Annotated in this window: 26 protein-coding genes; 9 read left to right on the forward strand and 17 right to left on the reverse strand. The window is 62.2% G+C overall.

Translation table 11 applies throughout. From position 1 onward, the window contains the following. Positions 1–140 precede the first annotated feature (140 nt). A complete protein-coding gene (gene lon, locus ABI582_RS08575) occupies positions 141–2,558 on the forward strand; it encodes an endopeptidase La (RefSeq protein WP_442118962.1) in 2,418 nt (805 codons plus the stop codon). A gap of 108 nt (positions 2,559–2,666) precedes the next feature. Then, a complete protein-coding gene (locus ABI582_RS08580; RefSeq protein WP_442118963.1) occupies positions 2,667–3,059 on the forward strand; it encodes a protease inhibitor I42 family protein in 393 nt (130 codons plus the stop codon). A gap of 6 nt (positions 3,060–3,065) precedes the next feature. Here the strand turns inward: ABI582_RS08580 and ABI582_RS08585 are convergent, their stop codons facing one another. Then, positions 3,066–4,001: an alpha-xenorhabdolysin family binary toxin subunit B gene (locus ABI582_RS08585; RefSeq protein WP_442118964.1), complete on the reverse strand. Its 936-nt coding sequence runs from the start codon at positions 3,999–4,001 to the stop codon at positions 3,066–3,068. Between the two features lies 1 nt (position 4,002). Beyond that, complete coding sequence (locus ABI582_RS08590; RefSeq protein WP_442118965.1) at positions 4,003–5,193, reverse strand: alpha-xenorhabdolysin family binary toxin subunit A; 1,191 nt, start codon at positions 5,191–5,193, stop codon at positions 4,003–4,005. A 201-nt stretch (positions 5,194–5,394) separates the two neighbouring features. Between ABI582_RS08590 and cmoA the strand changes: the two genes are divergently transcribed. Continuing rightward, positions 5,395–6,138 (forward strand): carboxy-S-adenosyl-L-methionine synthase CmoA, encoded by a 744-nt coding sequence (gene cmoA, locus ABI582_RS08595; RefSeq protein WP_338745039.1) that lies wholly within the window; start codon positions 5,395–5,397, stop codon positions 6,136–6,138. Further along, complete coding sequence (cmoB, locus tag ABI582_RS08600) at positions 6,135–7,091, forward strand: tRNA 5-methoxyuridine(34)/uridine 5-oxyacetic acid(34) synthase CmoB (protein ID WP_338745040.1); 957 nt, start codon at positions 6,135–6,137, stop codon at positions 7,089–7,091. Before cmoA ends, cmoB begins: the two co-directional genes overlap by 4 nt. 71 nt (positions 7,092–7,162) lie before the next feature. On the opposite strand, the gene ABI582_RS08605 is transcribed toward cmoB, so the two are convergent. Next, positions 7,163–7,366: a hypothetical protein gene (locus tag ABI582_RS08605; RefSeq protein ID WP_016488820.1), complete on the reverse strand. Its 204-nt coding sequence runs from the start codon at positions 7,364–7,366 to the stop codon at positions 7,163–7,165. Between the two features lie 312 nt (positions 7,367–7,678). Between ABI582_RS08605 and ABI582_RS08610 the strand changes: the two genes are divergently transcribed. Together ABI582_RS08610 and ABI582_RS08615 are read left to right on the forward strand one after the other, a co-directional pair. Continuing rightward, a complete protein-coding gene (locus tag ABI582_RS08610) occupies positions 7,679–8,353 on the forward strand; it encodes a heavy metal response regulator transcription factor (protein WP_338745041.1) in 675 nt (224 codons plus the stop codon). Then, positions 8,350–9,732, forward strand: a complete 1,383-nt coding sequence (locus ABI582_RS08615) for a heavy metal sensor histidine kinase (protein WP_442118966.1) — start codon at positions 8,350–8,352, stop codon at positions 9,730–9,732. The genes ABI582_RS08610 and ABI582_RS08615 overlap by 4 nt, the downstream gene beginning before the upstream one ends. 129 nt (positions 9,733–9,861) lie before the next feature. On the opposite strand, the gene pdxJ is transcribed toward ABI582_RS08615, so the two are convergent. The 10 genes from pdxJ to rpoE form a co-directional block, all read right to left on the reverse strand. After that, on the reverse strand, positions 9,862–10,584 hold the full coding sequence (gene pdxJ / locus ABI582_RS08620; RefSeq protein ID WP_217435896.1) for a pyridoxine 5'-phosphate synthase: 723 nt from the start codon (positions 10,582–10,584) through the stop codon (positions 9,862–9,864). A gap of 61 nt (positions 10,585–10,645) precedes the next feature. After that, positions 10,646–11,329: a DNA repair protein RecO gene (recO, locus tag ABI582_RS08625; RefSeq protein ID WP_338745043.1), complete on the reverse strand. Its 684-nt coding sequence runs from the start codon at positions 11,327–11,329 to the stop codon at positions 10,646–10,648. A 166-nt stretch (positions 11,330–11,495) separates the two neighbouring features. Next, a complete protein-coding gene (gene era / locus ABI582_RS08630) occupies positions 11,496–12,398 on the reverse strand; it encodes a GTPase Era (protein ID WP_016498176.1) in 903 nt (300 codons plus the stop codon). Next, entirely contained in the window at positions 12,391–13,080 is a 690-nt protein-coding gene (gene rnc / locus ABI582_RS08635; RefSeq protein WP_016488825.1) for a ribonuclease III, read from the reverse strand. Before rnc ends, era begins: the two co-directional genes overlap by 8 nt. Before the next feature lie 161 nt (positions 13,081–13,241). Next, on the reverse strand, positions 13,242–14,096 hold the full coding sequence (gene lepB, locus ABI582_RS08640) for a signal peptidase I (protein WP_049276347.1): 855 nt from the start codon (positions 14,094–14,096) through the stop codon (positions 13,242–13,244). A gap of 5 nt (positions 14,097–14,101) precedes the next feature. Beyond that, positions 14,102–15,901 (reverse strand): translation elongation factor 4, encoded by a 1,800-nt coding sequence (lepA, locus tag ABI582_RS08645; protein WP_024717450.1) that lies wholly within the window; start codon positions 15,899–15,901, stop codon positions 14,102–14,104. Between the two features lie 182 nt (positions 15,902–16,083). Then, positions 16,084–17,484 carry a DegQ family serine endoprotease gene (locus ABI582_RS08650; protein ID WP_374045947.1) on the reverse strand — a complete coding sequence of 467 codons (1,401 nt, stop codon included), beginning with the start codon at positions 17,482–17,484 and terminating at the stop codon, positions 16,084–16,086. A 209-nt stretch (positions 17,485–17,693) separates the two neighbouring features. After that, a complete protein-coding gene (locus ABI582_RS08655; RefSeq protein WP_442118967.1) occupies positions 17,694–18,659 on the reverse strand; it encodes a MucB/RseB C-terminal domain-containing protein in 966 nt (321 codons plus the stop codon). Positions 18,660–18,667: 8 nt separating this feature from the next. Then, positions 18,668–19,264, reverse strand: a complete 597-nt coding sequence (locus tag ABI582_RS08660) for a sigma-E factor negative regulatory protein (protein WP_338745045.1) — start codon at positions 19,262–19,264, stop codon at positions 18,668–18,670. A 31-nt stretch (positions 19,265–19,295) separates the two neighbouring features. After that, on the reverse strand, positions 19,296–19,877 hold the full coding sequence (gene rpoE, locus ABI582_RS08665; RefSeq protein ID WP_003252049.1) for an RNA polymerase sigma factor RpoE: 582 nt from the start codon (positions 19,875–19,877) through the stop codon (positions 19,296–19,298). 435 nt (positions 19,878–20,312) lie between these two features. On the opposite strand from rpoE, the gene nadB reads away from it, so the two are divergent. Further along, entirely contained in the window at positions 20,313–21,917 is a 1,605-nt protein-coding gene (gene nadB / locus ABI582_RS08670) for an L-aspartate oxidase (RefSeq protein ID WP_442118968.1), read from the forward strand. A gap of 275 nt (positions 21,918–22,192) precedes the next feature. Here the strand turns inward: nadB and ABI582_RS08675 are convergent, their stop codons facing one another. After that, on the reverse strand, positions 22,193–22,657 hold the full coding sequence (locus ABI582_RS08675) for a protein YgfX (protein ID WP_442118969.1): 465 nt from the start codon (positions 22,655–22,657) through the stop codon (positions 22,193–22,195). After that, a complete protein-coding gene (locus ABI582_RS08680; RefSeq protein WP_016498168.1) occupies positions 22,641–22,895 on the reverse strand; it encodes an FAD assembly factor SdhE in 255 nt (84 codons plus the stop codon). Before ABI582_RS08680 ends, ABI582_RS08675 begins: the two co-directional genes overlap by 17 nt. Positions 22,896–23,028: 133 nt before the next feature. Between ABI582_RS08680 and ygfZ the strand changes: the two genes are divergently transcribed. Then, entirely contained in the window at positions 23,029–23,970 is a 942-nt protein-coding gene (gene ygfZ, locus ABI582_RS08685; protein ID WP_442118970.1) for a CAF17-like 4Fe-4S cluster assembly/insertion protein YgfZ, read from the forward strand. A 55-nt stretch (positions 23,971–24,025) separates the two neighbouring features. Then, complete coding sequence (locus tag ABI582_RS08690) at positions 24,026–24,832, forward strand: HDOD domain-containing protein (RefSeq protein WP_016498166.1); 807 nt, start codon at positions 24,026–24,028, stop codon at positions 24,830–24,832. A 109-nt stretch (positions 24,833–24,941) separates the two neighbouring features. Here the strand turns inward: ABI582_RS08690 and ABI582_RS08695 are convergent, their stop codons facing one another. Continuing rightward, positions 24,942–26,321 (reverse strand): sensor histidine kinase, encoded by a 1,380-nt coding sequence (locus ABI582_RS08695; protein ID WP_442118971.1) that lies wholly within the window; start codon positions 26,319–26,321, stop codon positions 24,942–24,944. Beyond that, a complete protein-coding gene (locus tag ABI582_RS08700; protein WP_016498165.1) occupies positions 26,314–26,985 on the reverse strand; it encodes a response regulator in 672 nt (223 codons plus the stop codon). Before ABI582_RS08700 ends, ABI582_RS08695 begins: the two co-directional genes overlap by 8 nt. Positions 26,986–26,997: the final 12 nt, after the last annotated feature.

Raw genomic sequence — 26,997 nt, forward strand, 5'->3', positions numbered from 1 at the left:
AGCGGCCCCAGAATCTTGACGGCCACATGGATTCTGGGGCTGCTGCGCAGCCCTTTCGCGACACAAGGCCGCTCCCACACCATTGAAACCGATTCCCCCCCGCCCCATCTAAGCACCATAGCCATTCACGCAGGTGCCCCATGAGCAACCAGCAGGATTTCCCGGAACACCCCGACGAAGACAGCGAAGTCGAGCACACCACCCCGGCCGAACCCGGCCATGCCCTCGCCCTGCCCGGCCAGAACCTGCCGGACAAGGTCTACGTGATCCCGATCCACAACCGCCCGTTCTTCCCGGCCCAGGTACTGCCGGTCATCGTCAATGAAGAACCTTGGGCTGAAACCCTCGACCTGGTCGCCAAGTCTCCGGACCACTGCCTGGCGCTGTTCTTCATGGACACCCCGGCGGAGGACCACCGCCATTTCGACACCTCGGCCCTGCCGCAGTACGGCACGCTGGTCAAGGTGCACCATGCCAGCCGTGAAAACGGCAAGCTGCAATTCGTCGCCCAGGGCCTGACCCGCGTACGTATCCGCAACTGGCTCAAGCACCACCGCCCGCCCTACCTGGTCGAAGTCGAATATCCGCGCCAGCCCGCCGAGCCGACCGACGAGGTCAAGGCCTACGGCATGGCCCTGATCAACGCGATCAAGGAACTGCTGCCGCTCAACCCGCTGTACAGCGAAGAGCTGAAGAACTACCTCAACCGCTTCAGCCCCAACGACCCGTCACCGCTCACCGACTTCGCCGCCGCGCTGACCTCGGCCACCGGCAACCAGTTGCAGGAAGTGCTCGACTGCGTGCCCATGCTCAAGCGCATGGAAAAGGTCCTGCCGATGCTGCGCAAAGAGGTGGAAGTCGCGCGCCTGCAGAACGAGATCTCGGCCGAGGTTAACCGGCAGATTGGCGAACACCAGCGCGAGTTCTTCCTCAAGGAACAACTCAAGGTCATCCAGCAAGAGCTGGGCCTGACCAAGGACGACCGCAGCGCCGACCTCGAGCAGTTCGAACAGCGCCTGGAAGGCAAGACCCTGCCGCCCCAGGCACGCAAGCGCCTCGATGAAGAGATGGGCAAGCTGGCCATTCTCGAAACCGGCTCGCCCGAGTACGCCGTCACCCGCAACTACCTCGAATGGGCCACCGCTCTGCCGTGGGGCGTGTACGGCAAGGACAAGCTTGACCTCAAGCATGCTCGCAAAATCCTCGACCAGCATCATGCCGGCCTCGATGACATCAAGGAACGCATTATCGAATTCCTCGCCGTGGGCGCCTGGAAAGGCGAAATCAGCGGCTCGATCGTGCTGCTGGTAGGCCCGCCAGGGGTGGGCAAGACCAGCATCGGCAAATCCATTGCAGAGTCGCTTGGCCGGCCGTTCTATCGCTTCAGCGTTGGCGGCATGCGTGACGAGGCCGAAATCAAAGGCCACCGCCGCACCTACATCGGCGCGCAGCCCGGCAAGCTGGTACAGGCCCTTAAAGACGTCGAAGTGATGAACCCGGTCATCATGCTCGACGAGATCGACAAGATGGGCCAGAGCTACCAAGGCGACCCGGCTTCAGCATTGCTGGAAACCCTCGACCCAGAGCAGAACGTCGACTTCCTCGACCACTACCTCGACCTGCGCCTGGACCTGTCCAAGGTGCTGTTCGTGTGCACCGCCAACACCCTCGACTCGATCCCCGGGCCGCTGCTCGACCGCATGGAAGTGATTCGCCTGTCCGGCTACATCACTGAGGAAAAACTGGCCATCGCCAAACGCCACCTGTGGCCCAAGCAACTGGCAAAAGCTGGCGTATCCAAAAGCAGCCTGAGCATCAGCGACAGTGCCCTGCGCCTGGTGATCGAGGGCTATGCTCGCGAGGCCGGCGTGCGCCAGCTGGAAAAGCAACTGGGCAAACTGGTGCGCAAGGCCGTGGTCAAGCTGCTTGAAGACCCCGAGGCCAAGCTGAGGATCGGCCCCAAGGACCTGGAAGCCGCACTTGGCATACCCGTGTTCCGCAGTGAACAGGTACTGGCTGGCAAAGGTGTAATCACCGGCCTGGCCTGGACCAGCATGGGCGGCGCCACGCTGCCGATCGAGGCGACTCGCATCCACACGCTCAACCGCGGCTTCAAGCTGACCGGCAAGCTGGGTGACGTGATGAAGGAGTCGGCCGAAATTGCCTACAGCTACGTCAGTTCCAACCTCAAGCAGTTTGGCGGTGACCCTGGCTTCTTCAACGAAGCGTTCATCCACTTGCACGTTCCCGAAGGCGCCACGCCCAAGGATGGCCCGAGTGCCGGCGTCACCATGGCCAGTGCCCTGTTGTCGCTTGCCCGCGACCAGGCACCAAAGAAAGGCGTGGCCATGACGGGCGAGCTGACCCTCACCGGCCAGGTGCTGCCGATAGGCGGGGTGCGCGAGAAGGTGATTGCGGCGCGCCGGCAGAAAATCTTCGAACTGATCCTGCCGGAGCCTAACCGTGGCGATTTCGAAGAACTGCCGGACTACCTGCGCGAAGGCCTGACAGTGCATTTTGCCAAGCGCTTTGCCGACGTGGCCAAAGTCCTGTTCTAGCCTGCACCGGCCACTTCGCGGCTTTGGCCTCGAAGTGGCCGGCACTGGCAACACAAAACTCGTCGATCATCGGTTATCCTCAGGTCATCGTCAGCCCCCGGAGCCAACATGACCGCCCCTCGTCTGCTCGTTCCCCTGAGCTTTGCCCTGCTTTGCGCCTGCGCGCAACAACCCACACAGCCCGTCGAACTGGACGCCGAAAGTGAATGCCCAACGCGGCTGCAGATAGGCCAGGCACTGACCCTGAGCTTGCCCAGCAACCCGTCCACCGGCTATCGCTGGCGTGTCGAAAATTCCGCGTCGAGCGTGCTGCGTATCCTTAGCCCCGAGGTCTATAGCGCCCCCGAAGAGGAAGAGGTTGTTGGCAGTGCCGGTGTCTCTACCTGGCGGTTCCTGGCCAACAGCACCGGGGATGCCCAACTGGTACTGGTTTACCAGCAGCCATGGGCCGCAGACGTCGCCCCGGTGCAAACCTTCGACTGCAAGGTTATCGTCCGCTGAAGACCATCAACTGCGGTCATACATCAGTTGTACTACCTTCAGGTACTCACCCAGACCTTTCAGCGCGACCGTGGCAGCCTCCAGGTCCATCGTCGCGCTAAGGCTTTCGGCCTGAGCCTGCCACTCTGACTCCACCTTGCGAAGCTCGTGTAACCACGCATCCTTGAGTGGCACAACACCAGACAACACCTTGACCGCCTCCCCTTCATTGCGCGCCGTTTGCAAGGTTCGTTGCACTTGCAGCTGGTCGCCCAATGCTTCCTCGATTTTTGTATCAAGGCGGGCACGGGCTTTGCCCAGGTCGCTGAATGTCTTGGCCCCTTCCAGCGCATCAGCGTGCTTGCCGAGCTTTTGCGTCACAGCCTTGAGCAGGCCGGCGTCGAGTTTCGGGTCGGTGATCAATCCCATTATCTGATCAATTTCGTCATCGCTCGGGATGAGGCCTTTTAGTGCACTGGCAACCGAAGGCCGCTCGAACAACTCGATAGCCTGCACGATATCTGCCCGCTGTTGTTGCAGCTGCACCAGCCGTTGATCGAACGCAACCGCCTGTTCCTGCAGCTCAGCCGTTCGTGCTTCCAACGCTGCCAATGAATCGACAAGGGCCGACAGCGAGAACAGCTCCAGCCGCAAGTTTTTCCTGGCCAGATGCGCATGATGCTGGCTCAAGCGCTCCAGTACACTGGCCAATCTGTGGTGCGTATGAGCCCCTTCCTTGCCCGGGATGAAGTCCCGCTCGTCCAGCAACGCGATACCGCCTATCAGGCTTTCCTTGAACGCGCGCTCGACAGCCAGCAACAGTATGCGCAGTTCATCAAGTTGCTCGCGCGCGGCTGGAAGCACTTTCATCTCCCAACTTTCCATGAGCTGGAATATGTGCTCCTGCACTTTTTGCATCTGGACAAAATCGGGGGTGACGGTTTGAACATTGGCAATGTCCATCTCAGGCTTCCTCATACTCTTCAATCATCTCATTGAACAATTCGGACAGCACGTGGCAGATACTGCCTATTTTTGTCCACGGTTTGATAACCTCTGAAAAGTCATGCACAAAGGATTCAAGCTGGGAGAGGGTGCTCAGCTCTTTGGCTTCATTCACAGAGTTGTTGGCATACGAGGCAAGGAATAACCACACATCGGCCAGCCGTTTGGTCGCCGCTGAGAGGTCTTTGCACCGGAACTGCAAGTCCCTGACCAAGGTCGACACACGCTCGAAGTCGTTCAAGGCTGGCGCCAACTTGCCCAACGCATGCGCCAACTCGTCGCGCCTTTCAATCAGCACATTCTTCGCGGCCCTGATGCTTTCTGCCTTTTGACCGAACACACCGCCGGTTATCACCAGGCCGATCGGCCCCAGCAAGATACCGGTGAACGCGTAACCCACATTGGCATCGTACTCGGATTTCAACTGATCGATCTGCTCGTCCCACTGATCGAGCTGCCTGCGTTTTTCCAGTGTGTCCTCATGGGAAACCCGTTCTTCGAAGTGCTTCAGCAAGCGTCCCATGCGCGGTTTTAGCTCACGCTTGATTTCATTGTTGAACCAGTTCGCACGGGCGTCGACGTCATCGATACGCCGCCGGGTACCTTCAATCTCCCTGACCAGTTCGGAAATGCCGAGTGTCATCACACTGGCGAGCTGTGCTTGCTCTTCTTCGCTCAACTGCGCGGTGTAAACATCGTCGCCCTGCTCGGCTTTGCGTTTTTGGATCGCCATGAAAACGTCACTGCTTTCAAGGTTCTCCAACAGGCTACCGCCACGCTGCACCAGGCTTTCGGCGAACAGTTCAATTTCCGGCCCCAGCTGCTTTACGCTGCGTTCCAGTATGTCCCATTCGTAGGCATGCCGGTGCAGCGCCACATAAAGGTCGCTGACCATCGATGCCTCGATACCGAGGGCGGCATAATCAACTTCCCTTTCGATTTCCACCTGCGTTCGGGGTAACTGATTGACGGTACTGACGTACCGTTTGATGGCTTTCAAGTTATCGGCCGTCATCAAACTGCCAATTTGCTGGCCGCCGTCCAGCCGGCTTTCAATGAATGAAAAATACCGTTCCGGCAACATTTTCACTTTGGACACCAGGTCCAGTTCCTCTACCGGTAGTTCTTCCTGCCTAGTTGCGATATTCATCTTTCAACCATGGACCCAATAAACTAAAGGGAGTTGAAGTTTCCACTCGCGGCACACCGATTACATTGGCCTGGGTAACTAAACGCTGTGGGAAAGTTCACCGCTACCGGCGTGAACGCTCCGACCCTGAAGCATTGCCATGGCAAGATGCGTGGCCATTGGATAAAATGCGCCCCCGTTTCACCCTGTATCGAGCCCACCGTGAGCAAACAACCCGACCGCCTTTTCTCCCAACCTTTGGAACAGGTGCCCGACTTCGTTTTCAACGAAGACGTGGTGCGCGTGTTCCCGGACATGATCAAGCGCTCGGTGCCCGGCTACCCAACCATCGTCGAAAACCTCGGCGTGCTGGCCGCCCGCTTCGCCCAGCCGCACACCGCGCTGTACGACCTGGGCGCCTCGCTGGGTGCAGTCACGCAGTCGTTACGCCGCCACGTGCGCAGCGACGGCTGCCGGGTGATCGCGGTGGACAATTCTGCGGCCATGGTCGAGCGCTGCCGCCAGTACCTCACCGCCCAGGACTCGATGTTCCAGGAGTTGCTGCCGGTGCAAGTGCTGGAAGCCGATATCCTCGCCCTACCCTTCGAGCCCGCCTCGGTCGTGGCGATGAACTTCACCCTGCAGTTCATCGCCCCCGACCAGCGCCTGGAACTGCTCGGGCGCATCCGCCAGGCACTGCTACCAGGGGGTGCGCTGATCCTTTCGGAGAAGCTGCGCTTTGCCGATGAGCAAGCGCAGGACCTGCTCAATGAACTGCACCTGGATTTCAAGCGGGCCAATGGCTACAGCGAACTGGAAATCGCCCAGAAGCGCAGCGCCATCGAAAACGTGATGCGCCCCGACACGCTCGAAGCCCACCAGCAGCGCCTGCGCGCCGCCGGCTTCTCCAAAGTGGTGCCCTGGTTCCAATGCCTTAACTTCGCCTCGTTGATAGCCCTGCCATGATCGATCTGTCCCCCCTCGTCCGCCGCTTGGCGGGCACGCCCCTGGCTTCCTGGTCACAAGGCCTGCAAGCGCAACTGGAAGCCAAGCTGGAGAAAGGCCACGGCGACCTCGACCGCTGGCGCGGTGCGCTCGACGCCCTGCCTGCCCTGAAACCCAGTGAAATCGACCTGGTCAACGGGCTGCGCCTGGACTGCGACTGCGACGACGCTACCCGCACGCAGATGCGTCAGGCACTGATGGGCCTGTCGCCATGGCGAAAAGGGCCGTTCGATCTGTTTGGCGTGCACGTAGACACCGAATGGCATTCGGACTGGAAATGGTCGCGGGTAGGCCCGCACCTGGACCTCAAGGGCAAACGCGTGCTCGACGTCGGCTGTGGCAACGGCTACTACCAGTGGCGCATGCTCGGTGCCGGCGCCGACATGGTGATCGGTGTCGACCCCAACTGGTTGTTCTTCTGCCAGTTCCAGGCCGTGCAGCAGTACCTGCCAGAGCTGCCGGCCTGGCACCTACCCTTCGCCCTGGAAGAACTGCCTGCCAATCTGGAAGGCTTCGACACGGTCTTTTCCATGGGCGTGTTCTATCACCGCCGCTCCCCCATCGAGCACCTGCTGGCGCTCAAGGACTGCCTGGTCAAAGGGGGCGAGCTGGTTCTGGAAACCCTGGTGATCGAGGGCGATGAAAACCAGGTGTTAGTCCCTGAGGACCGCTATGCGCAGATGCGCAACGTCTGGTACCTGCCGTCAGTACCCGCCCTGGCGCGGTGGTTGCGCCGTGCCGGCTTCAACGATGTGCGTTGCGTCGATGTGAGCGTGACCAGCGTCGAGGAGCAGCGCAGCACCGAGTGGATGCGCTACCAGTCGCTGGGCGACTTCCTCGACCCGAACGACCACAGCAAGACCATCGAAGGCCTGCCTGCCCCACGCCGCGCCACCCTGCTGGCGCGCAAATAAAAAAAGGCGCCCGGTTGGGCGCCTGAATACACCTGCGCCGAGGAGCTGTCGCGGCGCAGGTGTTTTTTACCTCAATCCTTGGCCACCTCGCGGGCCTTCTCTTGCGCTTTGCGCTCACGTTCTGCAACGGCCTGTTGCTTGTCGCCGTGCAGGCGCTGCTGGTCTTCGCGGAACGCTTGCCAGAACTGCTTCGAGCGCTCCGCACCGCCCTCGGCATAGACACTGGCACTGCCCAGGGCCAGGGCGGCCAGCAGTAGGTATTTGGTCAGGTTCATCGTGTTTGCCTCGTGATAACCGATCAGATGCGGCCATCCTAGCCAGGGGCGGCTAACAGCAAGGTGAGGCGGGGATTACAGTCCTGCAATGTGGCCTTTTGTTGCCTGTCGGGGCCTCTTCGCAGCACAAGGCTGCTCCTACAGGAGCGGGTTTACCCGCGAAAGGGCCCTGACAGACAGCCAGATAACAGCAGGATTACAAATCCGTTATCTGCGCCGCAGCGCCATAGGCATGCCGTAACATCCCGCCCCTTGACCCTGATGTCGCTACAGGGTCGAGAATCGCCCCCTTTCCTTACACCGAGCTCCCCCATGCGCCTACTGATCATCGAGGACGAACTGCGTACCGCCGATTACCTGCAACAGGGCCTGCGCGAAAACGGCTACGTGGTCGACTGCGCCCACACCGGCACCGACGGCCTGCACCTGGCCCGCCAGCAGCCTTATGACCTGGTCATCCTCGACGTCAACCTGCCAGAACTCGATGGCTGGACCGTGCTCCAGCGGCTGCGCACCGAATCGGCCACGCGCATCATGATGCTGACCGCCCACGGTCGCCTGGACGACCGGGTCAAAGGCCTGGACCTGGGCGCTGACGACTACCTGCTCAAGCCCTTCGAATTCCCTGAGCTTCTGGCGCGCATCCGCAGCCTGCTGCGCCGTAACGATCAGCAGCTGCAGCCCAGCACTCTGCGCGTCGCCGACCTGGAACTGGACCCCGGCCGCCACCGCGCCTACCGCGCCGGGCAGCGCATTGACCTGACCGCCAAGGAGTTCGCCCTGCTGCACCTGCTGATGCGCCAAAGTGGTGAAGTGCTTTCGCGCACCCAGATCATCTCGTTGGTATGGGACATGAATTTCGACTGCGACACCAACGTGGTCGAGGTTTCGATCCGTCGCCTGCGGGCGAAGATCGACGACCCGTTCGACAACAAGCTGATCCATACCCTGCGCGGCGTAGGCTATGTACTGGAGGCGCGCGCTTGAAAAACGCCAGCCTGTCACTGCGCCTGGGCCTGAGCGTGACACTGATGGGCGCCGCACTGGTGCTGCTGCTGGCCTGCCTGGCCGTGTTCGCCCTGGATCACGAACTGGACAGCCGCGCACGCAAGGACCTGGCGCGCAAGATGCTGCAGGTTGAACACAACCTGCGCGTCGATCTGCGTAGCGAGGACCTGGGCAGCCGCGCCCATCCACTGCTCGACCTGGTGATGGGGCATGACAACCTCAGCCTCAGCGTACTGGCTCTGGAAGGCCGCCACCCGCACCTGCTCAGCCTCGGCCCGGCCCTGGAGTCGCGGGTGAGCGAGTTGCACACCGATGCCCGCCTGGCCTTTCACGCATGGCGCGACAGCAGCGGCAACCAGATCCTCACCGTGACCCGGCTGATGCGCCTGCGCGACAACACGCCGGTGAAGGTAATGATGTCGCTCAACCGCGCCGACGACAACGCCCTGCTGCAGGCCTACCTGCATTCGACCTTGCTCGCCTTGCCACTGCTGCTGCTATTGATTGGTGCAGGCGCCTGGTGGCTGATGCAGCGCGGCCTGAAACCGCTGCGGCGCTTCCGGCGCATTGCCGGGCAAGTGTCGGCCCAGGACCTGCAACATCGCCTGCCAGCTACCGGCCTGCCGCAAGAACTGGCGCAACTGGCCAGCAGCATCAACGTGATGCTCGACCGCCTCGATCAGGGCGTGAGCCAGTTGTCGCAGTTCTCCGACGACCTGGCCCATGAGTTGCGTACCCCGTTGAGCAACCTGATGGGCAAGGCGCAAGTGACCCTGGCCCGTGAGCGGGACAACGCCAACTACCGGGAAGTGCTGGAAGACAGTATCGAGGAGCTGACCCGGCTCAACCGCATCATCAATGACATGCTGTTTCTCGCCCAGGTCAGCCAGCCGCAAACGCAGGTTGCATTGAAACCCTTGGCGCTGGCTGACGAGGCAGCGCGGGTTGTCGAACTGTTTGCCTTCAGTGCCGAGGGGAAAGCAGTTGAGCTGCGTGTGCAGGGCTGGGGAACGGCGCTGGGGGACCGGCTGATGTTTCAGCGGGCGTTGTCGAACCTGTTGAGCAATGCCATCCGGCACAGCCCTGAGGGCGAGCGCGTCGAATTGCGCATCGAGCGCTCGGGCAGCGAAGTACGGTTATCGGTGGAGAACACAGGGAACGGCATTGCTGCTGAGCACCAGTCGCGCTTGTTCGAGCGGTTTTACCGGGTGGGCTCAGGACGCTCGCGAATTGAGGGCGGGACCGGGCTGGGGTTAGCGATCGTGCGGTCGATCATGCAGTTGCATGGCGGGCGGGTCGAAGTGAACAGCAGCCCCTTGGGGCCTACCCGCTTCACCCTGGTGTTTCCTGCCGAGTAATCGGCTGCCTGTAGTGGCCTCTTCGCGGGTAAACCCGCTCCCACAAGTACTCCGCAGGCCTTGAGGTTTGTGCAATCCCTGTGGGAGCGGGTTTACCCGCGAAGAGGCCAGTACAGGCAACCCAATCAATCAGCGCGAAGCCGCCACGATCAGTGCCTTCATCTCGGCCACTGCGGCCTTGAAGCCGACAAACAAGGCATGCGCCACCAAGGCATGGCCAATGTTCAGTTCATTGATACCCTTGATCGCCGCCACCGCCTCGACGTTGTGGTAATGCAGCCCGTGGCCAGCATTGACGATCAGCCCCTGCCCCACGCCAAACGCCACGCCATCAACAATACGCTGCAACTCCTCGGCCACTTCGGTCGGGGTTTCGGCATCGGCATAACGCCCGGTATGCAGCTCGATGGCCGGCGCCCCCACCCGGCGTGAGGCCTCGATCTGGCGCTCGTCAGCATCGATGAACAGCGACACTTCGGCACCGGTGCGGGCAAGGCGCTCCACGGCCGCCTTGATCCGTGCCTCCTGCCCCGCCACGTCCAGGCCACCTTCGGTAGTCAGTTCCTGACGGGTTTCAGGCACCAGGCAGATGTGCGCCGGGCGGATCTTCTCGGCAAAAGCCATCATCTCTTCGGTGACGCCCATTTCGAAGTTCATGCGCGTCTGCAGCACATCCTTGAGCAGCACCACGTCGCGTTCCTGGATGTGCCGACGGTCTTCGCGCAGGTGCACGGTGATGCCATCGGCGCCCGCTTCCTCGGCGTCCAGGGCAGCCTTGACAGGGTCAGGGTAACGCGTGCCCCGGGCTTGGCGCAGGGTCGCCACGTGGTCGATGTTTACGCCGAGAAGCATGCGGTTGCTGTGAGTCACGAAAGGCTCTCCTGAAGGTTGAGCCCCACAGCATACGTCGTGATCAGCGCTTGCGAAACAGTTCCCGGCTGACCAACGGCTTTGCGCCCAGATGCACCGCCAGCGCTTGGCGCATCAGGCGCTTGGCTGCGAGCAAAGCGCCTGGGGTATCCCAGTCGGCATCAGCCAGGGCCAACAGCTCAATGCCGCGAAACAGGCCGGGTTGCACCAGTTCGACCCGCTCCAGGCCGGCATCCACACGCAAGCGGTACAGGCCGTCTGCGGCGATGGGTTGGTCGTTGACGTCATGATTCAAGGAGAACGCATAACCCAGTTCGTCCAGCAGCCGCCATTCGAACGAGCGCAGCAGCGGCTCTAGCGGGCGCCCGGCGGCCAAGGCCTGCAGGGTCAGGGCGTAGTGCTCGAACAGGGCCGGGAACGGCGCTTCGGCAGGCAGCAGGCGCATGAGCAGTTCATTGAGGTACAACCCGCTGAACAGGGCATCGCCGTGCAGCCAGGCGGCAATGCCGGCGCTGTCCATCCGCCCGACATTCTTCAGCTCGCCACGCCCGCGCAGCTCCACCTCAAGGGGTACGAATGGACGCACCAGGCTGCCGCCCTTGCCACGCGCACGCCGCAGTACGGCGCGCACGCGGCCCTGCGGCGTGAACAAGTCCACCAGCGCGCTGGTTTCCTTGTAGGCACGACTGTGCAGCACGTAGGCTGGCTGGCCGACAGGTTGTTCCATGGAAGTCACTTGCCCCAGGGGTTGCACTGGCCCTTGTAGGAGCGGCCTTGTGTCGCGATTGGGCTGCACAGCAGCCCCGGCGATTTATGCTGCAAAGCTGAAAATCTGGGGCCGCTGTGCGGCCCTATCGCGACACAAGGCCGCTCCTACAGGGACCGTGCGGGCGTTACAGGTCGCCGTAGCCCAGCGAGCGCAGGGCGCGCTCGTCGTCGGACCAGCCGCCTTTCACCTTGACCCACAGGTTGAGCATGACCTTGGAGTCGAACAGCACTTCCATGTCCTTGCGCGCCTCGGAACCGATACGCTTGATACGCTCGCCCTTGTCGCCAATGATGATTTTCTTCTGGCCGTCGCGTTCAACCAGGATCAACGCATGAATGTGCAGCACATGGCCCTGCTGCTTGAATTCCTCGATCTCCACGGTGATCTGGTACGGCAACTCCGCACCCAGCTGGCGCATGATCTTCTCGCGCACCAGTTCGGCGGCAAGGAAGCGGCTGCTACGGTCGGTGATCTGGTCTTCCGGGAAGAAGTGATCGTTCTCGGGCAGATGCTTGGCGATCTGTGCTTCCAGCGCTTCGAGGTTGTGCCCCTGCTGCGCAGAAATCGGCATGACTTCGGCGTTTGGCAGTTGCTCCTGCAGCCACTGCAGGTGCGGGATCAACTCGGCCTTCTCTTCCATGCGATCGGTCTTGTTGACCGCGATGATCAGCGGGCCGGTCACGTACTGCACGCGCTCCAGCACCAGTTGGTCCTCGTCGGTCCATTTGGTGCGGTCGACCACGAAGATCACCACGTCAACGTCCTTGAGGGCCGCCGAGGCGTTGCGGTTCATGTAGCGGTTCAAGGCTTTGTCGTTGGCCTTGTGCATACCGGGGGTGTCGACGTAGATCGCCTGCACATCACCTTCGGTCTTGATACCGAGCATGTTGTGGCGGGTAGTCTGCGGCTTGCGCGAAGTGATCGCCAGCTTCTGGCCCAGGATGTGGTTGAGCAAGGTCGACTTGCCCACGTTGGGGCGGCCGACAATGGCCACGTAGCCGCAGCGCGTCGGGTTGTTATCAGTCATTGCCATTCTCCACGCCCAGGGCGATCAGTGCAGACGCGGCAGCGACTTGCTCGGCAATACGCCGGCTAACGCCCTGACCACGGCTCTTGTTGTTCAGCAGCACGACTTCGCATTCGACGAAGAAAGTACGGCAGTGCGGTTCACCCTGGATATCCACTACTTCGTAACGCGGCAGCTCACAGCTGCGCGATTGCAGGAATTCTTGCAGGCGGGTTTTCGGGTCCTTGTTGGTGTCGACCAGGGTCAGGCCTTCGAACTCGTCGGCCAGCCAGGCCAGTACACGTTCCCGGGCCGTGTCCATGTCGGCGTCCAGGTAGATGGCACCAATCAGCGCCTCCAGGGCGTCGGCCAGGATCGATTCGCGACGGAACCCGCCACTCTTGAGCTCACCCGAACCCAGGCGCAGGTATTCGCCCAGGTCGAAACCACGGGCCAGGCGGGCCAGGGTCTCGCCCTTGACCAAGCGAGCGCGCAAGCGCGACAGCTGGCCTTCGCGGGCCTGCGGGAAGCGCTCGAACAGCGCTTCGCCGGCGACGAAGTTGAGAATGGCGTCACCGAGAAACTCCAGGCGCTCGTTATTGCGCCCGGCATAGCTGCGATGGGTCAGTGCCAGAAGCATCTGGTCCTGATTCTTGAAGGTATAACCGAGCTTTCGCTCCAGATGGGCAAGGGAAGCACTCATGCAACCACCCGTTTGTTGTTCAACGCGTTGTTCAAATCAACATCCTGAAAGACTGTTTGGCTGTGGCCCGCCGCCGTATGCGACGAATCTCCCGATCCCTGAGAACACAGCCTATGTCAGAAATGCATTCGGCGCTGTCTGCTGGACAGCGCCGAAGGGTATCAATGGATCAGGCCGACCCGCGACAGGTTGGGCAGGTGGCTGAGCTTGGGCTCTGGCCAGCTCATCCACACCGCAAAGGCCTTGCCGACGATATTCCGGTCCGGAACCATGCCGTGCAGTTCCTTAGGGATATTTGGGTCATCCCAGTAACGGCTGTCGTTGGAGTTGTCGCGGTTGTCGCCCATCATGAAGTAATGGCCTGCCGGCACGGTCCACTGCTGGTCCGGTGGCATGCGATAACGGCTCATTTCCTTACGGATCAAGTGTTCGGCCTCGCCGAGCTTTTCCTTGTACAGCTCGGCGCTGCCCAAGGTGCCTGGCTCGGTGCCCACCAGTTGTTCGGCAATCGGCTGGCCGTTGACGAACAACCGCTTGTCGTTGGTATAGCGGATCTGGTCGCCCGGCAGGCCGACCACCCGCTTGATGTAGTTGACGTTCGGGTCGCTCGGGTAGCGGAACACCATTACATCACCGCGTTGCGGGTCACCCACCTCGATGACCTTCTTGTCGATCACCGGCAGGCGAATGCCGTACGAGAACTTGTTCACCAGGATGAAGTCGCCCACTTCCAGGGTCGGTTTCATCGACCCCGAAGGAATCTGGAACGGCTCGACCAGGAATGAACGCAGCACCAGCACGATGAACAGCACCGGAAAGAACGATTTGCCGTACTCGACCAGCAACGGTTCCTTGTTCAGGCGCTCGACCACCGCCATTTCGGGCTGGCTGACGCTGCCCTGATAGTTGGCGATTGCTGCACGCCGGCGCGGGGCCAGGAACAGCAGGTCGATCAAGCCCAGCAGACCGCAGACGAAGACGGCGATGACTAGCAACAGCGGGAAATTTAGCGACATAGGACCTAGCTATCCAACCTGAGCACGGCGAGGAAGGCTTCCTGTGGAATTTCCACGTTGCCGACCTGTTTCATGCGTTTCTTACCGGCCTTCTGCTTCTCCAGCAGTTTCTTCTTACGGCTGACGTCACCACCGTAGCACTTGGCCAGTACGTTCTTTCTGAGCGCCTTGACGGTTGTCCGCGCAATGATCTGGCCGCCAATGGCTGCCTGGATCGCCACGTCGAACATCTGCCGAGGGATCAGTTCCTTCATCTTCTCGGTCAACGCACGGCCTTTGTAGGCCGCGTTGTCACGGTGCACGATCAATGCCAGGGCATCGACCTTGTCGCCATTGATCAGTACATCCAGTTTGACCAGGTTGGCCGACTGGTAGCGATCAAAATGATAATCCAGCGAAGCATAGCCGCGGCTGGTGGACTTGAGACGGTCGAAGAAGTCCAGGACCACTTCGTTCATCGGCATGTCGTAACGTACCTGCACCTGGCTGCCGAGGAACTGCATGTCGCGCTGCACGCCACGCTTCTCGATGCACAGGGTGATGACGTTACCCAGGTGCTCCTGCGGTACCAGGATGGTCGCGGTGACAATCGGCTCACGGAAGTCGGTCACAGACGAGACGTCCGGCAGCTTTGACGGGTTGTCGACGATGATGGTTTCACCGGTCTTCAGCTCGAGCTCGTAGATCACGCTCGGTGCGGTGGTAATCAGGTCCAGGTCGTATTCGCGCTCCAGGCGCTCCTGGATGATCTCCATGTGCAGCATGCCGAGGAAACCGCAACGGAAGCCGAAGCCCAGGGCGTCGGAGCTTTCCGGCATGTACTGCAGCGACGAGTCGTTGAGGGTGAGCTTCTGCAATGCGTCGCGGAAGTCCTCGAAGTCGTCGGAGCTGACCGGGAACAGGCCGGCGTAGACCTGTGGCTGGATCTTCTTGAAGCCCGCCAGCACTTCGACCTCGGGGGTCGAGGACAAGGTCAGGGTGTCACCCACCGGCGCACCGTGAATGTCTTTGATGCTGGCGATGATGAAGCCTACTTCACCGGCTTTCAGATCAGCGGTCTGGGTATGTTTCGGGGTGAACACACCCACGCTGTCGACCAAGTGCACCTTACCGGTGGACTTGACCAGGATCTTGTCGCCCTTCTTGACGCGGCCCTGACGCACTCGCACCAGCGAGACCACGCCCAGGTAGTTGTCGAACCAGGAGTCGATGATCAGCGCCTGCAGAGGGGCGTCGATCTCGCCTTCAGGCGCGGGAATGGTATGCACCAGGCGCTCGAGTACCTCGTCCACGCCCATGCCGCTCTTGGCGCTGCAAGCCACGGCGTCAGTGGCGTCGATGCCGATGATCTTCTCGATCTCGTCCTTGACGCGGTCCGGATCGGCCTGGGGCAGGTCCATCTTGTTCAGTACTGGCATGACTTCCAGGCCCTGCTCGATGGCGGTGTAGCAGTTGGCCACGGACTGGGCTTCGACACCCTGGCCGGCGTCAACCACCAGCAGTGCGCCTTCACAGGCTGCCAGCGAGCGCGAGACTTCGTAGGTGAAGTCGACGTGGCCGGGGGTGTCGATGAAGTTCAGCTGGTAGGTCTTGCCGTCTTGCGCCTTGTAGTGAAGCGTGACGCTGTGGGCTTTGATGGTAATCCCGCGTTCGCGCTCCAGGTCCATCGAATCAAGCACCTGAGCTTCCATTTCGCGTGCCGACAGGCCACCGCACATCTGGATGAAACGGTCGGCCAGCGTCGACTTGCCATGGTCGATGTGGGCGATGATGGAGAAATTGCGGATATGACTCAAATCACTCACGGATCAACACTCGAAAAGGCTGCGAGCCGGGACGCCCGCCGAAAAATAGCCGGGAATTGTACCTCAAGCAGCAGGGATATGGGAGATTCCTCTATCGGGGTGTACAGCGCTTTGGCGCCTGCATTTGTGAATTTTCATGAAAAAGGGCAGCCGTAGCTGCCCTTTCCTGCCTGCAAAACCGCTTATTCAGCGAGCTTGAAGGTGATGAAGCTGGCACGCCCCTGACGCAGCACGCGCATCGACACCGAGCGGTTCTTCGGCAGTTCCTTGGCGATTTCGGTGAATTCCTTGGCCGAACCGATGGCCTGGTTGTTCAGGTGACTGATGACGTCACCCGGGCGCAGGCCGATCATCGCTGCTGGGCCATCCTGCACTTCCTTGATAACCACGCCACCCTTGAGTTCGAGGGACTTTTTCTGCTCGGCGGTCAGGTCGGCCACCGAAACGCCCAGGCGGTTGCTGCTGCGCTCGGCGCTGCCTTCGGCGCCTGTACCGATCTCGGCATCGTCATCCGGCATCGCGCCGACACCCACATCCAGGGTCTGGCGCTTGCCGTTGCGGATGATCTCCAGCTTGGCCTTTTCGCCGTCCTTGAGGCTACCGACCAGGTGTGGCAAGTCGGCCGACATGACGATCGGCTGGCCGTTCATGCTCAGGATCACGTCGCCCACCTGCAGGCCACCTTTGGCTGCCGGGCCGTTTTCCAGTACCTGGGCTACCAGCGCACCCGCCGGCTTGTCCAGGCCGAAGGATTCCGCCAGGTCCTTGTTGACCTCCTGGATCACAACGCCCAGCCAGCCGCGGCTGACCTTGCCATCTTTCTTCAGCTGATTGGACACATCCAGCGCCACATCGATCGGGATGGCGAACGACAGGCCCATGAAGCCGCCAGAGCGGGTGAAGATCTGTGAGTTGATACCCACCACTTCGCCCTTCATGTTGAACAGCGGGCCGCCCGAGTTACCCGGGTTGATGGCTACGTCGGTCTGGATGAACGGGACGTAGGTCTCGTTAGGCAGGGTACGGCCTTTGGCACTGACGATACCTTTGGTCACCGAATGGTCGAAGCCGAACGGCGAACCGATGGCCAGCACCCACTCGCCCACCTTGAGCTTCTCGGAATCACCCAGCTTCACGATCGGCAGGTTCTTGCCTTCGACCTTGAGCAGGGCCACGTCGGTGCGCGGGTCGGTGCCGACCAGCTTGGCCTGCAGCTCGCTGCGGTCCGACAGGCGGACAATGATTTCGTCGGCGTCGGCCACCACGTGGTTGTTGGTCAGCACATAACCATCGCTGGAAATGATGAAGCCCGAACCCAGCGATTGCGCCTCGCGCTGACGGTCGCCACGCGGCGAGCGCGGCTGCTGCGGCATGTTGCGCTCGAAGAATTCGCGGAACATCGGCGGCAGGCCTTCCAGGTCCGGCATCTGCCCTGCGGCGATGCGACGGTCCGGCAGCTTCTGCTTGGTACTGATGTTGACCACAGCCGGCGAGGCCTGCTCGACCAGCGTGGTGAAGTCCGGCAGGGCTTCCTCGGCCTGGGCGGTGAGCACCTGGCCGAGCATGAGCACGGCGGCGAACATCGATAGGTAGGATTTCAAACGTGGTGTAGACATACGGCTCCCGTCACAACGAGCGGTAGTTTAGAAAGGCCCCTGCACAAAGCAGGAAAGGCCAGGCTCCAAGAAGCCTGACCTATAGAAAATTTGCCAGTAGATTGCAAATGACAATGCTTTAATTTCATTTCAGGCGCATATCCGTTCGCCTTGGCATGGCCCGCAAAAGCGCACCATTACTGGCGCGCCTGGGCATCCTGGGGCCGCATCGACAACGCGACGCGTTCTGCCGTACCGAGCGGAATTTCGCCAACCACGGTGACCATCACCTTGCCCTTGGGCGTGTTGAGGCGTCGCGAAACCGCCGAGGTCGGGCCAAGCTGGGTACGCACATCGGTCCCGGCATCGTCCTTCACGGGTTCAAGAAACACCGAGAAGCGCGCAAGCCCATCGTCGTACATCAGGCTACTGACCGTGCTGTCATGTCTGGAGTCACGCCGTACCGAGCTGTTGACCAGCTCGAAGCCTGGCGGGAGCCAGTCCGAGCGCCAACCGGCAACGCTGTCATTGCTGACGGCGGCGACACGCTGCACCGGCTTGCATGCAGCACTGGGGCGCAGGTCATCATCGCCAGGCGGCGTGTCGGTATCGAGGCGCGTCATCTGGAAGCGCTCCAGCAACTGCCCTTTGTCGTTAAGCATCAACGAGCGCAATGGCAGGCCGGTGCTGCGGTCCAGGTGCAATTCGAAGGCATAGCGGTGCTGGTCGCGCGGAGTAAGCGTAAGGATCACGGCATCGCGCCCGGCGACCCGTGACTTGCCTGCCACGCTCAAGTCGTACCAGCCCATCAGTTTCAGCGGATCAAGCACACGCTGCGCAGAGTCCGTAGGGGTCGCCACACCACTGACCAAGGCCCCACTGACACACTCCACCTTGCCATCCACGCGCAGGATTTCCTGGGCGGCGCCGTCGAGCTGCAGAAGCCGCTCGCTGACCTTGCCACCTTCGACCCTGTGCCAGATATCGTGGGAAGAGAAGCTACCGTTGCGTTCGTAAACGAACGAACCCTGATAACTCTGCTTTTGCTCGGCTTGTGCCAGCTTGTTCAGCCAATCGCTCGCCTGGGGCGAGGAGTTGGCCGCCAATGCCGGCACCGTCATGCAGCTGCCAATCAGCAGCGACAGAAGAGGTAGCGCGCGCATGATCCTCCTTACTTAGCGGGGTTTTCCATGCTGGCGGCACGAGCATACGGCAGAGCGGTCTCAGTGCCTTTGAGCGCGGACTCCTGCGCATGCTGGCGCAGATAGCCCGGCAGACGCTGATCCCAGCCAGCCTGGTTTTGCAACACGCCGTTGGCCATCGGCCCGGTCGGTTGCTCACTGCTTTCACTATAGCCTGCCAACACAGCTGGCCCCTGAGTTTGTGGCATGCTCAGGCCCTGTTGTGCAGGCTGCTGCGAAGCCAGCTCGGCGCCGGTGATTTCGTCCTGGTTGTACATCCGCACGCCTGCCAGCACCGCAACGGTGACCGAGGCGGCGACCGCCAGGCGAGCGACGCTGCGCCATGGGCCCTTGTTGACCTTGGCCGGCACGGCTTCGTCCGCCAGCGCCGCAGACACCGCCGAGGCGATATCCAGGTTAGGCAGCAGCAGCTCCTTGTGCATGGCTGCACGGGCTACCTGATAACGCGACCAGGTGGCACGGGTTTCAGCGTCGTCTACGGCGCTAAGCACCCGACGCAGTTCCAGTTCGTCCGCTTCGTTATCCATTACCGCGGACAGCGATTCCTGCAAAGCTTCACGACTCATGGCGGTTCCTCTCTTGGCTGTCGCCGCTGTCTCAGGTTTCCTGCAACAACGGCTGCAGGGCTTTGTCTATGGCCTCCCGAGCGCGGAAGATTCGAGAGCGCACGGTACCCACCGGACATTGCATGACGCTGGCAATGTCTTCGTAACTCAGCCCGTCGAACTCGCGCAGGGTCAACGCCGTACGCAGGTCTTCGGGCAGTTGCTGGATGGTACGATGGACAGTGCCCTCGATTTCATCCCGCAACAACGAGCGCTCTGGGGACTCGAGATCCTTGAGACCATGATCGCCGTCGTAAAACTCCGCATCCTCGGAGCTCACATCACTGTCTGGCGGCCGTCTTCCACGGGACACCAGGTAGTTCTTCGCCGTGTTGATGGCGATGCGGTACAGCCAGGTATAAAACGCACTGTCACCGCGGAAATTACCAAGCGCACGATAGGCCTTGATAAAGGCTTCCTGTGCTACATCCTGGGCCTCGTGGGTATCGTGAACGAACCGCACGATCAACCCGAGAATCTTGTGCTGATACTTCAGCACCAACAGATCGAACGCTCGCCTGTCACCGCGCTGAACGCGCTCGACAAGCTGCTGATCCTCTTCCTGGGTTAGCATGAACACTCCTCAGTGAACTCGAAGGAGCGTTGCAACAGCCATCGATCAGGCTTGCAACCATAGACTCGGGCTTTTCGCAAAAGTTCTCCCCTCCAAGCAAGTTTCCTGCAGCCCTCGGTCGGCTTGCACGGAAGACGCGGCGCGGGCACGGCCGGCTACGTCGATAATCAGGTTTCGATTACGCAGGGACAGCCCGAACAGGCCTTGCCGCCCTGCGTCGCCGCGGCAAATTGTGACGTGCGGGCAACCTTCATAGGATTTCCGGCCATGTCGGAAAGTTCCCACAAAGGTTGCCGCAACCTGGCAAGTGGCATGGAAATGCGCCACCCGGGGCTGCTATAAAGGCAACCTGGCCAAGTTTAACGATAGTTTCACAATGCCATCTGCGCGTGACTATTGTGCCGCGCCCCCTCTCAAGATTACTAGTGTCCCGACATGAGCCAACAATTCCAACATGATGTCCTGGTGATCGGCAGCGGTGCCGCCGGTCTCAGCCTGGCACTGAACCTCCCCAGCCACCTGCGTGTTGCCGTGCTCAGCAAGGGCGATCTGGCCAACGGCTCGACCTTCTGGGCCCAGGGTGGCGTCGCGGCGGTGCTGGACAATACCGATACCGTGCAGTCGCATGTCGAGGACACCCTCAATGCCGGCGGCGGTCTGTGCCATGAAGAGGCGGTGCGCTTCACCGTCGAACACAGCCGCGAAGCCATTCAGTGGCTGATTGAGCAAGGCGTGCCTTTTACCCGTGACGAGCACTCCAGCGTCGACGACGGAGGCTTCGAATTCCACCTCACCCGTGAGGGCGGCCACAGCCACCGGCGCATCATCCACGCCGCCGATGCCACAGGCGCAGCCATTTTCACCACGCTGCTGGAACAGGCCCGCCGGCGGCCTAATATCGAGTTGCTGGAGCAGCGCGTGGCGGTCGACCTGATCACCGAGCGTCGCCTGGGCCTGCCTGGGGAGCGTTGCCTGGGCGCCTACGTGCTCGACCGCAACACCGGTGAGGTGGACACCTTCGGCGCGCGCTTCACCGTACTGGCTACCGGCGGTGCCGCCAAGGTCTACCTTTACACCAGCAACCCCGATGGCGCCTGCGGTGATGGCATCGCCATGGCCTGGCGAGCGGGCTGCCGGGTGGCGAACCTGGAATTCAACCAGTTCCACCCGACCTGCCTGTACCACCCGCAGGCCAAGAGCTTCCTGATCACCGAAGCCCTGCGCGGTGAAGGCGCGCTGCTGCGCCTGCCCAATGGCGAGCGCTTCATGCCACGCTTCGACCCGCGCGAAGAGCTGGCCCCGCGCGACATCGTGGCCCGCGCCATCGACCACGAGATGAAGCGCCTGGGCGTGGACTGCGTGTATCTGGACATCACCCACAAGCCGGCCCACTTCATCACGGGTCACTTCCCCACCGTGTACGAGCGCTGCCTGGCCTTTGGCATCGACATCACCCGCCAGCCGATCCCGGTCGTACCTGCGGCGCACTACACCTGTGGCGGGGTGATGGTCGATGATCGCGGCCACACCGATGTGCCAGGCTTGTACGCCATCGGCGAAACCAGCTTCACCGGCCTGCACGGTGCCAACCGCATGGCCAGCAACTCGCTGCTGGAATGCTTTGTCTATGGCCGCGCCGCCGCTGCCGACATCGAGGCGCACCTGGAACAAGTGGCCATGCCCAAGGCGCTGCCCGGCTGGGACGCCAGCCAGGTTACCGACTCGGACGAGGACGTGATCATCGCGCACAACTGGGACGAGCTGCGGCGCTTCATGTGGGACTACGTAGGTATCGTGCGTACCAGCAAGCGCCTGCAGCGGGCCCAGCACCGCATTCGCCTGCTGCTGGACGAAATCGACGAGTTCTACAGCAACTACAAGGTCAGCCGCGACCTGATCGAGCTGCGCAACCTGGCGCAGGTGGCCGAACTGATGATCCTGTCAGCCATGCAGCGCAAGGAAAGCCGCGGGCTGCACTACACCCTGGATTACCCGGGGATGCTGGACGAGGCCAAGGACACCATCCTTAGTCCGCTTTGAAAACGGTGGCGCCCGGGAGATCGAGCGCCGCCCGCGCGGCGCTTCGCAGCACAAGGCTGCTCCTACATCTGTTTCGGGCCAATTATTTCTGTGAGATTTGCGCGCGAACGCCTTGGAGCATGGCTCGATATCGCGTCGTTCAAACAAGGAGGTCGCGCGCGTCTGCCACAGGCGATACTGGCCCGGAACAAATGTAGGAGCAGCCTTGCGCTGCGAAGCGCCGCGCGGGCGGCGCTCGATCTCACAGGCGCTGAACCTGCTACGGCGAACACGTGTCAGCCCCGGCTCGCCCCCACCTCAGCCCACCTGCGCCGGCTGAACTTCAACCGCACCCGCAAGCGCCGATGCTCATCCGCACCTAGCGCATCCTGCGGTATGCACTGGCTCTGCCCCATCCATTGCCCCGCTCGCTCAAAACGCAACACCACCAGCCGCGGCAACGCCACGCTGTCCCGGCACAACCGCACCGGTTGCCAGCCACGGGCACGGCTGAACACCTGCCAGCCGCGCACATCACGGCGCAGGCCGACAACGGCATGCTCATGGGTCAACAGGATTCGTCGGGGAATGGCCCAGCCAGCGTGGGCAATACAGACGGCGACAATGGAAAGGGCAAGCCAACCTGGCAACGGGCTCGCCCACACGGCAAGCCACGCCAGCACCTGGCAACCCAGGTAGGCCGCTAGCAGCAGGCGCGAGCCTTGCCAGCGGCACTCGAAACACTCACTTGGGCTGGACACGGTCCAGGATGATGCGGACCATGCGCTGCAGCTCCGGGTCTTCGGACTCGGTGCGCTCCATGAACCAGCCGAACATGTCCTGGTCCTCGCAGCTCAACAGACGCACGTACAGTTCGCGGTCGGTCTCGTTGAGGGTGGAGTAGACTTCCTGGGTGAAAGGCACCAGCAGTACGTCCAGTTCCAGCATGCCGCGGCGGCTATGCCAGAAAAGCCGGTTGAGTTCAGTTTGTTCGACCATGGGGCCCTCCTCGAATGGCCCGCCAGTATACAGCCCGGCGAGCGCAGCGACACCGGGCGTTGGTCTAGTCACCTACCTATTTTGTTACCGGCGTTCTATGATGGCCGCCAGTCTTTAGCCACCGCGATGACCCATGGCCGATTCCGCTTTCTTCTGCCCCCTGTCCCACGAGGGCATCCTCGCCGTCCGCGGCTCCGATGCAGGCAAGTTCCTGCAAGGCCAGCTGACCTGCAACATCAACTACCTCAGCCAGGAGCACGCCAGCCTGGGCGCCCGCTGCATGGTCAAGGGGCGCATGCAATCGAGCTTTCGCATCTTGCCCGAAGGCAACGGCTACCTGCTGGCCATGGCCAGCGAACTGCTTGAGGCGCAACTGGCCGACCTGAAGAAATACGCTGTATTTTCCAAGGCCACGCTGACCGATGAAAGCGCCGCCTGGGCACGCTTTGGTCTGCAAGGCGGTGACGCTGCGCTGCTGGCACTGGGGCTGGACGTGCCCGAAGGCGCCGGCAGTACCGTGCGCCATGAAGGCCTGATCGCCATTGCCGTGTCCGAGGGGCGTGTGGAGCTGTGGGTACCGGCGGAAAACGCCGACACGGTACGTCAGGCCCTCGCCGGCGCCCTGCCTGAAGGCAGCCTGAACGACTGGCTGCTGGGGCAGGTGCGTGCCGGTATCGGCCAGGTCATGGGGCCGACCCGTGAGTTGTTCATCCCGCAGATGATCAACCTGCAGGCCGTCGACGGCGTCAGCTTCAAGAAAGGTTGCTACACCGGCCAGGAAATCGTTGCCCGCATGCAGTACCTGGGCAAGCTCAAACGCCGCCAGTACCGCCTGGCACTGGACGAGCAGGCCATTCCGGCCCCGGGCGCCGAAATCTTCTCGCCCACCCACGGTTCGTCGGTGGGTGAAGTGGTAATTGCCGCCGGCACCGGTGCAAGCTGCGAACTGCTCGCGGTGCTCAGCGCCGACGCAGTGGCAGACGACAACCTGCACCTGGGCAGCCTCGATGGCCCACGCCTGCAGGTGCTGACCCTGCCCTACGAACTGGACCGCGACCGGGAAATCCAGCGCTGACCAGCCTGCCCCGCCCCTGTGGCGGGGCCGCACCACCACTGCGGTAGACACGCCCATGAACAAGCTGGCCGAGATGGTTCAAGCACAGTTGCTCGATGCCATCGAAAAGGATGACCTGGTCCTGCCGACCCTGCCCGAGGTTGCCTTGAGCATCCGCGAGGCGGCGGAAGACAGTGAGATCAGCGTAGCGGCCCTGAGCAAGGTGATCGGCCGCGATGCGGCCCTTTCAGCGCGCCTGATCAAGGTAGTCAACAGCCCGCTGCTGCGTGCGGCGGTCGAGGTGACCGACCTGCACACCGCCATTACGCGACTGGGCATCAACTACAGCTGCAACCTGGCCATCGGCCTGGTGATCGAGCAGATTTTCCATGCCCGCTCACCGGCGGTTGAACAGAAGCTTCGCGATATCTGGACCAACAGCCTGGAAGTGGCAGGCATCAGCTACGAAATATGCCGCCGCTACACCCAGCTCAAGCCTGAACAGGCCACCTTGGGCGGATTGGTCAACCAGATCGGCGCGTTGCCGGTGCTGATCTATGCCGAAGAGCACAACGAGCTGTTGTCCGACCCGGTTTGCCTGCATTACGTGATCGAGCAGATCCAGCCGGTGCTGGGGGACAAGATCCTCAAGGCCTGGGAGTTTCCGGAGCAGTTGATCAACTTGCCGAGCCAGGTTCAGGACCTGGACCGGCAGACCGACAAGGTCGACTACATCGACATCGTGCAGATCGCCCGCTGCATCAGCCAGCGTGGCCGCCACCGGCCGCTGGCGGCACTGCCGGCGTACCGCCATCTTGGGCTGCCGTTCGGTACCGAGCTGGAAGTGGATGAACTGCTCGAGGCGCGGAGCATGTTGCGCTGACTTGCCTCAGCCTGTGCCGGCCCTTTCGCAGCACAAGGCTGCTCCTACAGGAATGTACAATACCTGTGGGAGCGGGTTTACCCGCGAAGAGGCAGGTACAGGCAACACATCAATCGGCGATAAAACTTACACGCACCCGCAACCCGCCCTTCTCGCCATCATGCAGGCTCACCTGCGCCAGGTGCGCCCGGCAGATCTCGCCGACAATCGCCAGGCCAAGCCCGCTACCCTGCGCGCTGCGCCGGTAGAACCGCTCGAACACCCGCTCGCGCTCAGCCTCGGGAATGCCCGGGCCGTCATCCTCCACCTCCAGCACAGCCGGCGCCACCACCCGCAAGATCACATTGCCCCCCGCTGGCGTATGCGCCAGGGCATTGTCCACCAGGTTGCTCAACAGCTCGTTGAGCAGCGTCGGTTCGCCCTTGAGCCATACAGGGGCCTCGGCCTCCAGGGCCAGCGCCACCCCGCGCTTGTGCGCCAGAGGCGCCATGGCCATGCCCAGCTCGCGGGCCAGCTGGCTCAGGTCCAGGCGCTGCGCACCGCCTTCGGCAATCGCCCGTGCCCCGTTCTCGACCCGCGCCAACGACAACAACTGGTTGGCCAGGTGGGTCAGCTTGTCGGTGCCCTGGGCCGCTGATTCGAGGGTCTGCCGCCACTCCTGTGGTTCGGTCGAGCGCAACCCCAGCTCGACCCGAGCCTTCAAGGCCGCCAGCGGCGTACGCAGTTCATGGGCGGCATCGGCGATGAACTGCGCCTGGCGCTCGAACTGGCCGCGCAAACGCTCGGTAAAGTGGTTCAAGGCCCGCACCAGCGGGCTGAGCTCACGCTGCACCTGCACCACCGGCAACGCCCGCAGATCATCCGGTTGGCGCTCCTCTACCGCCGTGCGCAGGCGCTCCAGCGGCCGCAACGCCGCGCTCACCGCAAACCACACCATCACCAACGCGCCCAGCGCCAGCATGCCAAGGCGCAGCAGGGTGTCGGCCATCAACCCACGGGCCATGCGCACCCGCGCCTCCTCGGTCTCGGCCACACGGATTTCTGCCATGCCGTTCATGTTCGGCTCGCTCACTGCCTTCAGCAGGCTGACCACGCGCACGTCCTGGCCCAGGTAGGTGGCGTTGTAGAACCGCGCCAAGGCCGGGTAGTCATCCGTACGTGGCGTGCCGGGTGGCGGCGGTGGCAGGTTCTCGTAGCCGGAAATCAGCCGCTGCTTGATGTCCAGCACCTGGTAGTAAATACGCCCGGCACTGTCGTAGGCGAAGGTGTCCAGCGCCACGTAGGGCACATCCGCGCTCAGCGAACCATCGCGTTGCGAAAGCCCGGCGGCGATGGTCCGCGCCGAAGCCAGCAGCGTGCGGTCGTAGGCCGTGTCGGCGGCTTCGCGGCCGTTCCAGTAGGCGCTCAGGCCGCTGGCCAGCATCAGCACCACCAGCAGCAAGGCCAGGTTGCCCAGCAGTCGCCCGCGCAGGCTGCCGTTGTCACGCATCGCGGTGCTCTAGCAGGTAGCCCAGGCCGCGGAAGGTGACGATGGCCACCGGGTGGCCGTCGAGCTTCTTGCGCAGGCGGTGGATGTAGATTTCGATGGCGTCGGGGCTGGCTTCCTCGTCCAGGCCGAATACCTGGGCAGCCAGTTGCTCCTTGCTCATCACCCGGCCCGGGCGGGCGATCAGCGCTTCCAGCACGCTTTGCTCGCGCGAGGTCAGGGTCAGGTTGTCGTCGCCCAGGGCGAAGCGCCGGGTATCCAGGTCGTAGACCAGCGGCCCGCAACGTTGCTGGCGCTCGCCACCTAGCACACTGCGGCGCAGCAAGGCCTTGACCCGTGCTTCCAGCTCGGTCAGCTCGAACGGTTTGGCCAGGTAGTCGTCGGCGCCCAGGTTCAGGCCATGGACCCGGTCCTTGACGTCGCTGCGCGCAGTCAGCATCAGCACCGGCACGGTCTTGCCACGGCCGCGCAGACGCGCCAGTACCTCGAAGCCGTCCATGCGTGGCAAGCCAACATCCAGCACGACCACGGCGTATTCCTCGCTGGCCAGGGCCAGGTCGGCGGCCACGCCGTCGTGCAGCACATCCACAGTCAGGCCGTGGCTTTTCAAGGCCTGGGCCACGCTTTCGGCCAGTTGCAGGTGGTCTTCGACCAGCAGCACACGCATCGGTTTCTCCCT

This window comes from Pseudomonas sp. SAS7 (assembly GCF_052112345.1).
Taxonomy (GTDB): Bacteria; Pseudomonadota; Gammaproteobacteria; order Pseudomonadales; family Pseudomonadaceae; genus Aquipseudomonas; species Aquipseudomonas putida_Q.